Origin of the sequence: Fluctibacter corallii, assembly GCF_025751585.1 — a bacterium.
Classification (GTDB): domain Bacteria; phylum Pseudomonadota; class Gammaproteobacteria; order Enterobacterales; family Alteromonadaceae; genus Fluctibacter_A; species Fluctibacter_A corallii.
Genome location: NZ_JAOWKX010000004.1, coordinates 263,067 through 278,903, shown reverse-complemented (window position 1 = coordinate 278,903; position 15,837 = coordinate 263,067). Strand labels below are relative to the sequence as shown.

Here is a 15,837-nt window from a genome sequence, read left to right as displayed (position 1 = left end):
TGCATGTCAGACACAGAGCTATATTATCCAAAAGAACTCAGTTGGTTATCCTTCAATGAAAGGGTATTGCAAGAAGCCGCAGACAAAAATAATCCCATTGTTGAGCGCATTCGTTTTTTAGGGATTTATTCAAACAACTTAGACGAATACTTCCGCGTTCGGGTTGCCGACGTAAAACGCCTCATCATTATTCATATGAATGAAGGCAATATCGACGCAGCCGAACAGATGAAACTGCTGATGGAGCGAATACAAGACAAGGTCAAGTCGATGACCGGTGAATTCGATCGAATCTTCGAAGACGTCGTGAAAGGCCTTGCTCGCTACAACATTCACCTTCTAGACAGTAAAGACGTCACGCCATATCAGTCTGAGTGGCTAAGGGATTACTTCCAAAATAAAATACTTCGCCATATCGCCCCTATTTTGCTGCATAAAAAAGTTGATTTAGTGTCACGATTAAATGGCGAATCTACGTATCTCTATGTCGCTATTTATAAAAAAGATGTTGCAACTAAGTACGCCACCATAGAAGTTCCCTCAGAAGCAATTTCTCGCTTTGTGGTGATCCCACCAGAAAAAAGCCGTAAGAAAAAGCACATCATCATTTTAGATGACATTATTAAGCTGTGTTTGGAGCAGATTTTTAGAGGCTTTGTGGCATTTGATAAGCTCGAAGCTTTCAGTTTTAAGATGACGCGAGACGCGGAATATCACATCAATGACGAAATTGATGAAAGTTTCGTAGACAAGATGTCTGAAAGTGTGAAACAGCGCCTCAATTCTGAGCCAGTCAGAGTCAGTTACGACGCTGATATGCCAATAGAAATGGTGAAAAATCTACGAAAACGACTTAAAATTTCGTCGCTTGATAGCCTAACTGCAGGCGGCCACTACCGCAATTTTAAAGACTTTATTGGGTTTCCCAATGTCGGTAGAGCATACTTAGAAAGTCCGCTATTGCCAGCCATTAGCCGTAAAATCTTTGCTGAACACGACACCATATTTGACGCCATTAAAGCAAAAGACGTCTTACTGTATTATCCATATCATCGGTTTTTACACTTCACAGAATTTGTTAGACAAGCCGCGTTTGACCCGAAAGTGCGCCATATACGCCTGAATATTTATCGAGTGGCATCTAAATCGCGAATTATTAGTTCTTTGATTGATGCCGTTGATAATGGCAAAACCGTGACCGTTGTCGTTGAGCTGCGCGCCCGCTTTGACGAAGCCAATAACATTGAATGGTCTAAACGGATGACCGAAGCCGGTATTCGTGTGGTTCTGGGTAGCCCATCATTTAAAATTCACAGCAAGCTATGTGTAGTGAGCCGCGAAGAGCGAGGAGAGCTTATTCACTACGCCCATTTCGGCACTGGTAACTTTAACGAGAAAACCGCCAAAATTTACACCGACTTTAGCTTATTTACCCGCAATCAAGAATTGGCAGAAGAAGCCATTCAAGTTTTTGATTTGATACAACAACCCTATCGGCGTACGAAGTTTCAGCACCTGCAAGTGTCTCCACTTAATTCGCGCACGAAAATTCAGGCCCTAGTGCGCCAAGAAATTCAAAACGCCAACAGCGGACTGCCTTCTGGCATCACTTTGAAGGTGAACAATCTTGTCGATAAAGAGCTCATTGATGATCTTTACCGAGCCAGCCAGAGCGGCGTTAAAGTGAAAGCCATTGTGCGAGGAATGTGCTCTCTTCGTCCTGGCATAAAAGGCTTAAGCGAAAACATAACCATCATCAGTGTCGTTGATCGTTTCTTAGAACATCCACGTGTGATGGTATTTGAAAATGCCGATAAAAAACGGGTGTTTATCTCTTCTGCCGATTGGATGACACGCAATATGGATAACCGCATAGAAGTAGGTTGCCCGGTATATGATGAAGATCTGCAACAACAAATCGTTGATATCTTGAATATCCAATTTAAAGACACCATCAAAGCGCGGGTTATCGACAAAGATCAGCAAAACAAATATGTACGCCGCGGCAACCGCCGAAAACTCCGCTCGCAAATAGAAACCTATAACTATTTAAAAGCAAAAGACCACTAAAATATCATTCCCTTAAAAATTTAAATGACGAAATCTCTGGCATAATCGCAGAGGTTTCGTATTATAAATATTGTTGTAAATTCAATATGCTAACCGAGATTTTGGGCAAACATGTGTAAATATTATCTGCACCCGTGCAGATAAAACACAAGATTCGTGATACCGCGTTTTTATCACTGCCAATTTGGTTGCGAATAAAAGAGTGACGGCGATTGATGCCCAACCCAGAATCTGTTTTAGAAAATCTTGAACCACGCCACACCACCAAAGTGGCGGCGCTCGATATAGGTTCAAATAGTTTCCACCTTGTGGTGGCCCGTATTGTTGCTGGGTCAGTACAAATTTTACATAAAGTAAAACAGCGCGTTCGCCTAGCAGAAGGGTTAGACGAAAATGGTATTTTGTCAGATGAAGCCATTGAGCGCGGTTTGGCGACCCTCAAAATTATTGCAGACAGTATATCCGGTTTTGAACCCGATTCCGTTCGCATTGTTGCCACCTACACCTTACGTAAAGCTAAGAATGCCAAAGTGTTTATCAAGGCCGCGCGCGACATATTACCGTACCCTATCGAAATCATTTCTGGCACTGAAGAAGCGCGCTTAATCTATAACGGTGTTGCCCATACTAGCCATGTTAGCGGCAAGCGTTTAGTCATTGATATTGGTGGTGGGTCTACCGAGTTTATCATCGGTGAAAGCCTAGAAACTAAGTTGTTAAGAAGCTTGCAAATGGGCTGTGTCAGTTACACCAAACGTTTTTTCAAACAGGGTGAAATTAAGAAAAAAGCATTTGATAAAGCCATCACAGCAGCACAACAAGAGCTTGAATTAATTGACGAAAAATATCGCGCTGTCGGTTGGCAATCTTGCATTGCAACATCAGGCACGGCCAAAATTATCACCATTCTGGTTCAAGAACTTAAAGACAACCCACTTGATTTAAAGGTCACCTACAAAGACTTACAAAATCTGATTAAAGTCTGCTGTGACGCTGGTCACAGCGATAAACTTGAGTTTGAAGCACTCAGTGAAGATCGCCGTGGCGTGCTGGCAGCAGGTATCGCTATTCTGACAGCGGCATTTAAGAGTTTAGAGATAACGTCACTAGAATACTCACCAGCCGCACTGCGCGAAGGGGTGATATATGAAATGGAAGAGCAACTCTCTCGCCCAGATATTCGCGTTCGCACGGCAGAGAGTTTGGCGACTCGATATGATGTAGACACCGCGCAGGCCAACCGCGTATTAAAAACCACCATGTCAATCTTTGACCAATGCGCTAAAGCGTGGGACATTAATACGAAAGAGCATCGCAGTATGCTTGGCTGGGCAGCGCTTTTGCACGAAATTGGCTTGCAAATCAACTCACAAGGCGTGCAAAGACACTCAGGATACATCATCCAGAATGTCGACATGCCTGGATTTAATCAAGAGCAGCAGGCCCTTTTATCGATTCTGGTGCGCTTTCATCGTAAAAAAATACGAAGCGCCGATATTCCTGAGTTTACCCACTACACCTTTGAATGTGTTGCAAAACTTATAGCAATGTTGCGCATCGGCGTATTGTTAAATATCAAGCGACAAGATGACTTACTCCCAGACATCATCGCATCCGCCAAGAAAGATACACTCACCCTCACATTTCCAGAGGGTTGGTTAGACACCAAACCGATTTTCTCTGCTGACTTACAACGAGAAATGGAACAAATAACCGCAGTGGGCATTGTGGTAAAAGAAGGGTAACGCGTACAAGGCTATCAAAAGTAGGGTCACATTCCAAAGGTTCGCTGTTTCATATTTCCTTGCATTTCAACCGAATACTCTAACTGAATGCCTCTAACTTTTTCATTCACTACCGTTAAAAAAGTGTCTGTTTGCTTATATTCATCCTCTGAGAGAAGAAGCCCACAATCTAACGCCTGAGAAAGCAACTTTTCTAGCCTGTCATCAAACCAAAAACGGTTAACTTTGTAAACTAAATCGACAGCGATTTTTAATAACTCTGCCTTTAAAAATTGTTGCTCTAATTCATTAGTAGCACGTTCAATCTTTGATATATAAGACTGGCATCTAAATAAATAAGCCCTCAAACCCGGCTCTGAAATTTCTGCAGCACCTTGTTGAATTAATACTTCACTATCGCGTTTTAGCTCAGCTACGATTTCTTTTCAGTCTAAAATTACAGTGCCGGTATTTACAATCATCAACCATTCGCGAGTTTTATTCTGCATAAACCGCTTCAATGAGTTAACATCTATGGCAGTCACATCTAGCGGGGTTTCCCCAAACATGAGTACATCTCGTCTAAACACCTTTCCATTTGTCAAAACTAAAACATCTATATCAAACCGAGCCTTTTCCTGATGGGAGCCGAATAGCAAAATTGCATCAACTCTGAAAAACCTTGCATAGAATTCCTTAACTACTGACGCTATTTCCTTATTCACGCTCACACCTCGATAAAAATATTGACCAAAAATAAAGGTAAGTATACTATCCTGGCCCCTCCTCTAGGTTCTGGCTATGACGATAACTACGATGGAGAAGGCTGGTTTATTTATTTCACGCCAAAATGCAATTGGAAACTTTCAATTTTGCTCTTGCCGCAGGCGTTGGCATTGTATGTGGATATGTTGAAAAGGATGTTTCAATGAAAAGTTTTATTTTAATGGTAGTCATGGTTGCTCTAGGTATGTTTGCGGCATATTTAGCGGGCTTTTTTGAACCCTCTACGAAAGATGTTACAACACAGAGTAAGCTAGTCTCGAAAGCGGAACAGGTGGATGAAAGACAAAAAAGTATTTCAAATGATTTGTACTTGCCTGTAGTAGAAAAAAATACAAACATAGCGATTAAACCTACACATGAATACCAAGAGCTGGAGTCAGGTGTTCATTCAAGCAATTCTACACCTCGCCATCCTTTAAACCTTGACTCTTTATCTAACAAAGAAAAAGAAGATGTACAAAAGATGATGCCTTCCTTAATACAGCTAACCAAAAATGCCAGTAACAAGGATTGGAACGCGTTTATGGAGGCTGCAGATGCTGTGAGTTTGATGGATCAACAATTGTTAGATTTAGCCCTGCAGCAAGCGCTTATTCACGATGCTCCTATCAAAACGATTAAACAATTACTGGATAAAGGCGCAACATTTGTTGCTCAGTCGGTTGCCGTATTAGCGATTACAGATAATGTGGCATTGTTGAAGGCGCTGATACCATTAGGCTTAGACATTCATGCTATAGATATAGAATTCAATAATGGCGTAACCCATGCATTGAAAACACAAGCTTCTAGAGGTGTGTTTGACTATCTCATATCGCATGGCGTTAATGTTCAAATTGAACAGACTTCCCAAGACTCGCTTTTCTATGCGTTAACATTGTGTAAAACTGATAGTGACTGCATGTACTACATATCTACGCTGGTAAATAACGGAGCTAAATTTACACATCAGCATTCGGCTTTATTGAATGAGATACAACAAGAAAACATCCCTGTTTATAATCAATTGGTTGGCCAAGGTATTATTGATATTTAATACGATATTAGTGTGTTTTGATAAGTTATTTCGTTGAATCTTAAGTTTAATGCCTATTGCTAAACAGTTTGCATTCATTATCTTAATTTCTCATTTTCTGTGAATTCTAACTATCGGCAGATTTGAATTAGACACCTTATTTTTCACAGCTAGTTAATCTAATCAAAACATTACAAGCGTAGTAAACTTTCACCATCTAGCCGCCTCAGGTTCAATTTTTCTGGAAGCTTTAACATTATGCTCAAGATTGAAGTGGCACTTCAGAGCTGTTTTCAGGGTAAAACTTAATGCTCATGGACTAAACAATCATCAATTTGCTGTTTATTAGCGTTACAATAGCGCTGATAAAAATAAAGGTAGTTTATTGGGTAAGGGGTGACGGCTAGTCTCCCCTTAACGCTGCGAAGGAAAAAATAATATGGAAATAAAACGCTCGTTAATCATTTCAACTTTGGTGCTGGTCGGCATCTATTACTTAATATCATACGACAATACTGAAACCACTGATATCACACCCCATGAGGGAACAAGCCCTAACAGCACGTCATTGCTTGAAAGTAAAGGTGAAGCGGTATACGCCACGCCTAACACTGCAGATACAGCTAAGCACGACACATCATTATTCATGTCTCACAATAATGATGTGAATGTAAAGGCCAGCCCCACGTCCCATAAAAAAATGCATTATGACGACGAATGGTGTGTTGCCGCTGAAGATTTATCAGAACAAGATTTTTATCGTGCTCAGCAAGAAAGAGGCGAATGGCTGCTTGAGAGAGGCGTGGCTTTTATCGATTTAGATCTGGGGGAAGAGGTTCGTATATTCGATAAACCTGGCCTCAATCATGAACATGTTAGGCCGTATGAAGAAGCCAGCCTTGACGAGCTTAAAAGGTTAGCAAACCGAAATGACAAATTGGCGTTAACTACGTTAATCCAGCGTAAGGATTTTAGTATTTCCGAGCGGGTAGCCGCAGCAGAGCAATTGCTCATATTGGGAGATACAAGCTTTGGCCTCCAATATCTTACACAAAATGCACTCAACAAAGCAGACGTTGAGTTTCAAGATCAAGGTCGGATAACAGAAACTGTAAAACGTCATTTGATTGGGGCGCTTGGTTATGTTGAGTATGGTTTACAAAGACTAGATACTCACGCATTAGAGACCTACCTTCGCTACGTAGATGAGGATACGGGTTACTTGGGTGATCTGGCTCCTGAATACGTTTTGAATGACGAAGAATTGGCCAAGGTAGCAAATGCCAGCTCAAACATTAGAAATTTCATTAATAAATATAGAGCGCAAATAAAACTATCCCCCATTGAGAATGAAGACTACCCTCGCATTGCCTATGCAAATTTTAACGAAAGGTTAGCGCTAATATACGGACTTAACGCTAAAACACTCAGGCAAAACAGCAGAGTAGTCAGTTTATGGAGTGACACCTACTTAAAAAAGACACCTTGCATTGAGCGAATAACATTGATCTATAAAGGCATAAAAAGAGGTTGAATAGGTACATAAACACTTAATTCATACCTTATTAGACCAATATTGAGCGCCACCAACGACTGGGATCGCCTTACTCTTTCTTGGTAACGATACACAGTAATAAAGTTACTCCAGTTCATTTCGTAATTAACATTACTAAGATACCGTTAAAAATAAAGGTAGTTTATTGGGTAAGGGGTGGCGGCTAGTCTCCCCTTAACGCTGCGAAGGAAAAAATAATATGGAAATAAAACGCTCGTTAATCATTTCAACTGTGGTGCTGGTCGGCATCTATTGCTTCGTATCATATTTTGATAGTATTGAAGCCACTGATACCACACCCCATGAGGGAACAAGCCCTAACAGCACGTCATTGCTTGAAAATAAAGGTGAAGCGGTACGCGCCACGCCTAACACTGCAGATACAGCTAAGCACGACACGTCATTATTCATGTCTCACAATAGTGATGTGAATGTACAGGCTGGCCCCACGTCCCATAAAAAAATGCATTATGACGACGAATGGTGTGTTGCCGCTGAAGATTTATCAGAACAAGATTTTTATCGTGCTCAGCAAGAAAGAGGCGAATGGCTGCTTGAGAGAGGCGTGGCTTTTATCGATTTAGATCTGGGGGAGGAGGTTCGAATATTCGATAAACCTGGCCTCAATCATGAACATGTTAGGCCGTATGAAGAAGCCAGCCTTGACGAGCTTAAAAGGTTAGCAAACCAAAATGACAAATTGGCGTTAACTACGTTAATCCAGCGTAAGGATGCTGAGATTGAAGTAAAGAGTGATGCGGCAAGTGTACTACTGGTACTAGGAGATACTAGCTTTGGGTTACAAACGCTTGTATTAGACGCTCTAATGCGGGCCAGATTCGAATATGAGAAAAATCAAGAGGTAAACCAAGAAACCAAGCGTCACCTTATTACCGCACTTGCTTTGGTAGAATATGGACTACAACGCCTTGATACAATGGCGTTGAATACCTACTTAAATTTAGTCAGGGAAGATGACTTTGGGTTAGGCAATATGAACCCTGAGCATTTATTAACCGACGAAGACTTGAATCAAGTTTCTGCGGTAGTCAACAACATCAAAAGTAATATTGATGCATCAAGACTGACAAAAAAACTCCCCCCTATCGACTACGAGAACTACCCTCGCATCGCCTATGCGAATTTTAACGAAAGTTTAGGGCAACTATACGCACGTAACGCTAAAACACTCCGGCAAAACAGCAGAGTAGTCAGTTTATGGAGTGACACCTATTTACAAAAGACACCTTGCGTTGAGCGCCTGACATTATTCACAAAAGCCTTGACCTTATAAAAACCGAGATAAATAGAGGATTAGGACTGAAAATAAAAACGGCGCATTCGCGCCGTTTTTCACTATATAAACTCAAGTTCGCACAATTACCAGATCTTCACACGATCTTCTGGTTTGATGTACATACCATCGCCTTCTTTCACGTCAAATGCTTCATAGAACGCATCAACGTTACCGACGATACCGTTAACGCGGTACTCGCCTGGAGAGTGCGGATCGCTTAATAAACGAGAACGTAATGCGTCTTCACGGTACTTACCACGCCAAATTTGCGCGTATCCCATAAAGAATCTCTGATCGCCTGTCAGTCCCTCTATCACTGGAGCAGGCTCACCATTTAGTGACATCTTATAAGCGCGATAGCCAATAGTTGCACCAGCAAGATCGCCGATGTTTTCGCCTAGCGTTAGCTCACCATTTACCTTAAGGCCTTCAATTGGCTCAAACTGATTAAACTGCTCAACAAGTTTCTTCCCACGTGCATCGAAGGCGTTTCGATCTTCCTCACTCCACCAGCTACGCAGATTTCCATCACCATCGTACTTAGAGCCTTGGTCGTCAAATCCATGACCAATTTCATGTCCAATTACCGCGCCAATTGCGCCATAGTTAACCGCATCATCTGCTGACATATTAAAGAATGGAGGTTGCAAGATACCCGCTGGGAAAACGATTTCATTGCGCGTCGGGCTATAGTATGCGTTAACCGTTTGAGGCGACATGCCCCAATCAGCTGGATCAACGTCTTCACCAATACGGCTGGTTTCATACACATGCTCGAACTCACGAGCGCGCTTGTAATTGCCCACTAAATCATCTTCATTTAGTTCAAGCTCTGAGTAGTCGCGCCATTTGTCTGGATAACCAATTTTAGGAGTGAATTTTGATAGCTTTTCCAATGCAGCTTCTTTCGTTTCGGCTGTCATCCACTCTAGATCTTTAATGCTTTCTCCGTAAGCTTTTATCAGATTCTGAACCAGCTGATCCATCTTTGCTTTTGCTTCTGGCGTAAAGTGCTTCGCTACATACTGCTGCCCTAACACTTCACCCAATGTGCCGCTTGTGGCTGCCACAGCACGCTTCCAACGTGGGCGCTGCTCCGGAATGCCATTCAATGTTGTACTGTGAAATGCAAACGAGCGATCAACAAATTCGCTGCTCAATTGAGACGCATAAGTATCGACCGTTTTAAAGGTCATATAGTCTTTCCACGTTTGCACATCAGCGCTGTTGAATAATTCAGAGAAAGATTCAAAGTAAGGTAATTGGCGAACAATAAGATTGTCAGCGTGATCGACGCTTACCGCTTTCGCATAGGTAGCAAAATCAAAATCACCTAATAAAGCGTTGACCTCTGTGGCACTACGCTTGTTGTAATTCTTTTCAGCATCACGACTTTCTACACGAGACAAATGCTTTTCAGCAATGCGTTTTTCAAGATCAAATACTGCATTGGCAGCTTGTTCAGGTGACTCATGGCCTGCCATTTTAAGCATATCGGCCATGTACTTAACCGTTTCTTCACGGAACTGAACGTATTTGTCTTCTTCCTTAAAATAATAATCTCGGTCTGGTAACGTCAGGCCGCTTTGGTAAAGCCAGAGGCCATATTTAGTTGGGTCTTGCGCATCAGGATAAACAAAGAAGCCAAAAGGCGCGTCTACACCAATACGGTTAAGCATCCCCATTTGTTGAGCTACGCCTTTGTAAGAGTCAACTGAGCGGATGGTATCCAATTCTGATTGAATTGGCTTAATGCCAAGCTCATTCGCCAATACTTCATTCATGTAGCTGTTATACATCGCACCAAGCTTTTGCGCGTTTGCTTCGGCATTTTCACCCGCATTTGCCGCTTCCTGAATCAGGGCTTTTAAATTTTCTTGCGTGTCATCATATAAAGTATGGAACATACCATAACTCGATTTATCCGCTGGAATCTCGGTTTTATCTAACCATGCACCATTCACATGCTGGAAAAAATCATCTTGAGCACGTACGCTGTCTTTCACCGCACTAAGATCAACACCAGACTCCAACGATTTAGTTTGTTGCTGTGACACATCTGTTTTTGATTGGTCTGACGGTTGAGGTGAGCATGCAGTTAATCCAAGCGCCAAAGAGACACTTGCTGCGAGTAACGTTAGTTTTTTCATCTTATTCCCAATTTCTATAATAGAAGCTCTATCCGACTTCTTTGAACAAAATATACAACTGAAGCAGTCTAATCGAATCGAACACGAAAAGTCACAACCTTTAGTAAAAATGGCTAGCTAAATTGTAAAAAAGTAAGTCTATTCGGGGTAAATCAACGAGCTAGATACTTGGATTGGTCCACTTCCCTATTAATGACAAACTTCCAGATAGAGCTTCTCTAATACAAATCACAGGTGTGCTCTCTAGCGTTCAAAGGAAAGATAAAAATATTCAAATGTACTTTTTAGATGAGCAAAAACCATATGATTATCCCAAGAAATTTGGTGCATATGATGAAGTGCTTGTTTCATTGAAAGCGTCTGAAAATGCTCAAATAAAAATATTGATCAATTCAGATATAGGATTGCCCAGAGCCAGATCCAACGTAGCTATTCAAAAGATCTTTGAAATTAGTCGAAATAACGATTCAATTCAAATAGGATGATAACCAATGAATGTTGTTGGTCAGTGATAGCTCAATTACTTACTAAAACACTTTAATACTGCAAATACCGAAAATTAGCTTTTCGTTAATCAATTTTGTGGCGAAAGTGCCAATTGGGGCATGGTGGGAAATTACCCTCTCGCGCTATTGAAAGTGAAAAAGAAAAGCGGTGGTTATTACCTTCACTTATCACTGTTCTCGCTGTGTGTGTAGGTGCTATCTTAATGGCTTAGGTAAAATGCTTGCTTACAAGCTAATAAATTAGGATAAAAACAGGTGGTTGTTTACGTTCCTAAATATTATAGCCAACAATTTTGTTGCCCATTATTAGGGCATTAGCTTTTTGGAGAAAATCATCAAACTAATTACGATTGTGTTAATGGCTTTTACTCTCTCCTCATGTGTGGTTTTACATGAGGAGTATTTCTTTCCAAAAGCTATCGGCGGTAAAGTTGAAAAAGAATGGTGTCGTGGTCATGTTGGAGTTGATAATCAATTGATATTCTCCTTCAACGACGTTGAAGTGAAAATGGACGTTTGGGAGAATCAGAGCATAACTAGACTAGGTATTTCATTTAAGCTTCATTCAAAATCTGAAGTGATCTGGCCTCAGCAACCACTTTTCGTGACGACTAGTTCATCTCAAACAAGTATTGAAGTTAAAAGTTTCGACAGACTAATACGCACAGGCAATGACATTACATCTGAAGCTTACCCAGTAGACACAATCATGACAAAGAAAGATAATCTAGACTATGACACTTTCTATGAATCATTCATTGTCAGCGAGGATAACATCGAATCTATAGAGGTTTCAGCATTTAATTTAATTATTAATGGCAAACAAGAGCAAATACCACTATCAGTTTTCTCTAAAAAGAGTGGTTTATTTTTGCATCCACTCAATTGTTAAAAAAGCCATACAAGAGACTATGGTTCAAACGACAGCTAATGGCACAAACCTGAAGTAGCGAAATAAAAGTTTAAATATCCGCTTCTTATCTTTTGTTGCATGTCAGGTTAGGTGTAAACTCTTGTTCAAACGTCTCAGATTAGATATGAGCCACTACAACATACTGATTCATCACAACATTCTGCTGTAAAAACTCAGAATGTATTACATACAAGAAAGGGCTCAATTGAGCCCTTTCGTAATCACCGTATTAACAGTGCTTATTTTTTCTTCGCTTTTGGATTAGGCAAATCAGTAATGCTTCCTTCGAAGATTTCTGATGCCAGACCAATAGATTCATTCAATGTTGGGTGAGCATGAATTGTTAATGCAACGTCTTCTGCATCAGCACCCATTTCAATTGCCAGGCCGATTTCACCCAGCATTTCACCTGCATTGATACCGATAATTGCACCACCAATGACACGGTTAGTGTCTTTATCGAAAATCATCTTTGTCATACCTTCAGTACGACCTGATGCGATAGCACGACCTGATGCAGCCCAAGGGAAAGTCGCAGATTCATAATTTACGCCTTGCTCTTTTGCTTCTTTCTCTGTCAAACCAACCCATGCAACTTCAGGATCTGTGTATGCAACAGAAGGAATACACTTAGGATCAAAGTAGTGCTTTTTACCTGCAATGACTTCTGCTGCTACGTGGCCTTCATGCACGGCTTTGTGTGCAAGCATCGGTTGACCTACAAGATCACCAATTGCAAAGATGTTTGATACATTCGTGCGCATTTGCTTATCTACGTTAATGAAACCACGCTCATCAACTTTTACGCCGGCTTTGTCTGCATCAAGCAGACTGCCATTAGGACGACGTCCCACTGCCACCAAGACTTTATCGTACTTCACTGGCTCTGCAGGTGCGTTTTTGCCTTCAAATGTAACGTACAAACCGTCATCTTTCGCTTCAACGGCGGTTACTTTAGTTTCCAGCATCACGTTGAACTTATCTTTCACGTACTTCTGATAAATCTTGATGACGTCTTTATCAGCCGCAGGAATCAATTGATCTAGGAATTCCACTACGTCAATTTGCGAACCCAAAGAACGGTATACAGTACCCATCTCAAGACCGATGATACCGCCGCCCAAAACAAGCATTTTTTCTGGGATATCTTTCATTTCAAGCGCGCCAGTAGAGTCAATTACGCGCTCGTCGTCATGAGGGATAAAAGGCAAAGTAACAGGCTCAGAACCTGCTGCGATAATTGCATTGTCGAACGTAATGGTAGTTTTACCGCCTTTACCTTCAACTTCTAGGGTGTTCGCGCCGGTAAATTTACCATAACCCTGAACATGCTTAACTTTACGCATTTTTGACATGCCGCCAAGGCCTTTAGTTAGCTGAGAAACAACACTGTCCTTCCAGCTACGTACCTTATCTAAATCAATTTTTGGCTCGCCAAACACAACGCCATGACTTGCCATTTCTTTTGCATCGTCAATGACTTTCGCTACGTGTAGCAACGCTTTTGATGGGATACAGCCAACATTAAGACACACACCACCTAGGGTTTCGCGTGCATCAACAATCACTGTTTCAATGCCTAAATCAGCGGCACGGAAAGCGGCAGAATATCCACCCGGTCCTGCGCCAAGTACCACCAACTGCGTTTTAATATCGCTCATTATGACCTCAATCTTTATTTTGTTCTTCCAGACCGGCGAAATTCTACCTAGCTGTTCACCAGTAAGCAAAGGAAAGCCGTTAAAAACCTTCCAGATTTAATACGTTACCCCATAAGCGCGGGCAATTTCTACCCGCGCACAGAGAGCATTACAGCAAGAGTTGTCGAATATCGCCTAGCACAGTGCTTAGATGAACCGCGAATCGTGCAGCAACAGCACCGTCAATCACACGGTGATCGTACGATAATGACAATGGAAGCATTAGGCGAGGTTCAAATTCCGCACCATTCCATTTCGGCTTCATTTCACTCTTAGATACACCCAATATGGCGACATCTGGCGCATTTACAATAGGCGTAAATGCCGTACCGCCAATGCCTCCCAAACTAGAGATAGTAAAACAGCTTCCTTGCATGTCGGCGGCTTTAAGTTTTCCATCTCGTGCTTTTTTAGAAATATCCATCAACTCTTCAGAAAGTTCGTAAATACCTTTTTGATCCACATCGCGAACAACTGGTACCACCAAGCCTCCTGGTGTGTCGACAGCAATACCAATGTGATAGTACTTTTTCTGAATCAAGCTTTCACCAGACTCTGACAATGAAGAATTAAACACCGGATAGGCTTTCAGCGCATCTGCCACCGCTTTCATCATGAAAACTAACGGTGTGATTTTCACGCCGAGCTTTTTCTTCTCTGCGACTGCATTTTGCTGTTTACGGAATGCTTCCATCTCAGTGATGTCGGCTTCTTCAAACTGCGTAACATGAGGAATTGTTACCCAGTTGCGGTGTAAATTCGGCCCCGAAATTTTCTGAATACGGGTTAACGCAACTTCTTCTACTTCGCCAAATTTGCTGAAGTCCACTTTTGGCGGTGGTAGAACTTGAAGCCCACCAGAGCCTTGGCCGACTGATGAACCCGCGTTCATTTTTGGGCGCGATAATTCATACTTCACATAAGATTGCACGTCTTCTTTTAGAATACGGCTCTTCGGCCCTGTACCTTTCACCTTGCTAAGGTCAACGCCAAACTCTCTCGCTAACCTACGTACTGCTGGTGATGCATGCACTTTACCCGATGCACTTTTTTCACCCGCTGACGGATGATGAGGCACAGGCGGCTTACGATCAGCCGTTGAGGTCACTGGAGCGGGAGCCGGGCTTGGTGCCGATGACGATGCTGGCGCGGGAGCAGGCGATGGGGCGGTTGCTTGGCCTTTCACCTCTAGAGTGAGCACTAACGTCCCCTGCGACACTTTATCGCCCGTTTTGACCTTCAGAGACTTCACCACACCGGCTTTGGGCGATGGCACGTCCATGGTCGCTTTATCGGTTTCAAGGGTAATTAGGCCCGTTTCCGCTTCAATTTCATCGCCTTCTGCCACCAGCACATCAATGACATCCACTTCGCCGTCATCACCAATGTCTGGTACAGAGACGTCAATCACGTCCGTTGATGCAGTTTCAGACGGTGCATTGCCCTCGCTCGGAGCAGGAGCAGGAGCAGAAGCAGAAGCAGAAGCAGAAGCAGAAGCAGGAGCAGCTTTGCTTTCCCCCACTTCCAATTCAAGCACCAACGCTCCTTGAGACACTTTATCGCCAACAGATACGCTAATAGACTTCACCGTACCCGCTTGTGGTGACGGCACATCCATCGTGGCTTTGTCAGTTTCCAGTGTAATTAACCCCGTTTCGGCTTCCACACTGTCGCCCACAGCCACCAAAACCTCAATCACATCAACATTTTCTTCATCGCCAATATCCGGCACTGTGACTTCAATCACGGATGCACCACCAGCAGAAGACGCTGACGCATTTTCTTCGCTTGCAGTGTCGTTTGCTTGCGCACTTGTGGCTTCGCTTTCGCTTTGGCTCTCATCGGTGTTTTCGCTCGCGTTAGAACCTGATGCTATTTTCATAATCAGGCTATCTTGACTGACTTTGTCACCAACATTCACAAGAATATCTTTCACTGTACCTGCAAATGGCGCAGGAATATCCATGCTCGCCTTATCAGATTCAACGGTGATAAGCGCAGCTTCTGCTTCTACTTCATCACCAACAGATACACATATTTCGATGACTTCAACGTCTTCGCCGCCGACATCAGGTACTTTAACGTCTTGAATATCTGACATGTTATTCGTCTCCTTCAATC

12 protein-coding genes are annotated in these 15,837 nt (G+C 42.4%); 7 read left to right on the top strand and 5 right to left on the bottom strand.

The genetic code is table 11. The annotated features are described in order from the left end of the window. Positions 1 to 3 precede the first annotated feature (3 nt). Complete coding sequence (ppk1, locus tag OE749_RS09535; RefSeq protein ID WP_263712217.1) at positions 4 to 2,070, top strand: polyphosphate kinase 1; 2,067 nt, start codon at positions 4 to 6, stop codon at positions 2,068 to 2,070. 215 nt (positions 2,071 to 2,285) lie between these two features. Continuing rightward, the gene (gene ppx, locus OE749_RS09530) at positions 2,286 to 3,815 is read left to right on the top strand and encodes an exopolyphosphatase (protein WP_263712216.1); all 1,530 of its coding nucleotides are present in this window, start codon (positions 2,286 to 2,288) and stop codon (positions 3,813 to 3,815) included. Positions 3,816 to 3,841: 26 nt separating this feature from the next. On the opposite strand, the gene OE749_RS09525 is transcribed toward ppx, so the two are convergent. Both OE749_RS09525 and OE749_RS09520 read right to left on the bottom strand, forming a co-directional pair. Continuing rightward, the gene (locus OE749_RS09525) at positions 3,842 to 4,162 is read right to left on the bottom strand and encodes a hypothetical protein (RefSeq protein ID WP_263712215.1); all 321 of its coding nucleotides are present in this window, start codon (positions 4,160 to 4,162) and stop codon (positions 3,842 to 3,844) included. 78 nt (positions 4,163 to 4,240) lie between these two features. Next, on the bottom strand, positions 4,241 to 4,519 hold the full coding sequence (locus OE749_RS09520; protein WP_263712214.1) for a hypothetical protein: 279 nt from the start codon (positions 4,517 to 4,519) through the stop codon (positions 4,241 to 4,243). Positions 4,520 to 4,722: 203 nt separating this feature from the next. Here OE749_RS09520 and OE749_RS09515 point away from each other — a divergent pair, with 203 nt between their 5' ends. The 3 genes from OE749_RS09515 (at position 4,723) to OE749_RS09505 (ending at position 8,444) form a co-directional block, all read left to right on the top strand. Continuing rightward, entirely contained in the window at positions 4,723 to 5,616 is an 894-nt protein-coding gene (locus OE749_RS09515; protein ID WP_263712213.1) for a hypothetical protein, read from the top strand. Between the two features lie 418 nt (positions 5,617 to 6,034). After that, complete coding sequence (locus OE749_RS09510) at positions 6,035 to 7,129, top strand: hypothetical protein (protein ID WP_263712212.1); 1,095 nt, start codon at positions 6,035 to 6,037, stop codon at positions 7,127 to 7,129. A 220-nt stretch (positions 7,130 to 7,349) separates the two neighbouring features. Beyond that, a complete protein-coding gene (locus OE749_RS09505) occupies positions 7,350 to 8,444 on the top strand; it encodes a hypothetical protein (RefSeq protein ID WP_263712211.1) in 1,095 nt (364 codons plus the stop codon). 86 nt (positions 8,445 to 8,530) lie between these two features. On the opposite strand, the gene OE749_RS09500 is transcribed toward OE749_RS09505, so the two are convergent. Beyond that, positions 8,531 to 10,597 (bottom strand): M13 family metallopeptidase, encoded by a 2,067-nt coding sequence (locus OE749_RS09500; RefSeq protein ID WP_263712210.1) that lies wholly within the window; start codon positions 10,595 to 10,597, stop codon positions 8,531 to 8,533. Positions 10,598 to 10,770: 173 nt separating this feature from the next. On the opposite strand from OE749_RS09500, the gene OE749_RS09495 reads away from it, so the two are divergent. Together OE749_RS09495 and OE749_RS09490 are read left to right on the top strand one after the other, a co-directional pair. Beyond that, positions 10,771 to 11,082 (top strand): hypothetical protein, encoded by a 312-nt coding sequence (locus OE749_RS09495; RefSeq protein WP_263712209.1) that lies wholly within the window; start codon positions 10,771 to 10,773, stop codon positions 11,080 to 11,082. Between the two features lie 343 nt (positions 11,083 to 11,425). Continuing rightward, a complete protein-coding gene (locus tag OE749_RS09490; protein ID WP_263712208.1) occupies positions 11,426 to 11,995 on the top strand; it encodes a hypothetical protein in 570 nt (189 codons plus the stop codon). Positions 11,996 to 12,255: 260 nt separating this feature from the next. Here the strand turns inward: OE749_RS09490 and lpdA are convergent, their stop codons facing one another. Both lpdA and aceF read right to left on the bottom strand, forming a co-directional pair. Next, on the bottom strand, positions 12,256 to 13,677 hold the full coding sequence (lpdA, locus tag OE749_RS09485) for a dihydrolipoyl dehydrogenase (RefSeq protein WP_263712207.1): 1,422 nt from the start codon (positions 13,675 to 13,677) through the stop codon (positions 12,256 to 12,258). 148 nt (positions 13,678 to 13,825) lie between these two features. Next, positions 13,826 to 15,817, bottom strand: coding sequence for a dihydrolipoyllysine-residue acetyltransferase (gene aceF, locus OE749_RS09480; protein WP_263712206.1), 1,992 nt, complete (start codon positions 15,815 to 15,817; stop codon positions 13,826 to 13,828). Between the last annotated feature and the right edge of the window lie 20 nt (positions 15,818 to 15,837).

What these genes read in the sequence shown, in the direction of transcription:
- ppk1 (WP_263712217.1), top strand. Translation starts at nt 4, where the DNA reads ATGTCAGACACAGAGCTATATTATCCAAAAGAACTCAGTTGGTTATCC.
- ppx (WP_263712216.1), top strand. Translation starts at nt 2,286, where the DNA reads ATGCCCAACCCAGAATCTGTTTTAGAAAATCTTGAACCACGCCACACC.
- OE749_RS09515 (WP_263712213.1), top strand. Translation starts at nt 4,723, where the DNA reads ATGAAAAGTTTTATTTTAATGGTAGTCATGGTTGCTCTAGGTATGTTT.
- OE749_RS09510 (WP_263712212.1), top strand. Translation starts at nt 6,035, where the DNA reads ATGGAAATAAAACGCTCGTTAATCATTTCAACTTTGGTGCTGGTCGGC.
- OE749_RS09505 (WP_263712211.1), top strand. Translation starts at nt 7,350, where the DNA reads ATGGAAATAAAACGCTCGTTAATCATTTCAACTGTGGTGCTGGTCGGC.
- OE749_RS09500 (WP_263712210.1), bottom strand. Translation starts at nt 10,597, where the DNA reads ATGAAAAAACTAACGTTACTCGCAGCAAGTGTCTCTTTGGCGCTTGGA.
- lpdA (WP_263712207.1), bottom strand. Translation starts at nt 13,677, where the DNA reads ATGAGCGATATTAAAACGCAGTTGGTGGTACTTGGCGCAGGACCGGGT.
- aceF (WP_263712206.1), bottom strand. Translation starts at nt 15,817, where the DNA reads ATGTCAGATATTCAAGACGTTAAAGTACCTGATGTCGGCGGCGAAGAC.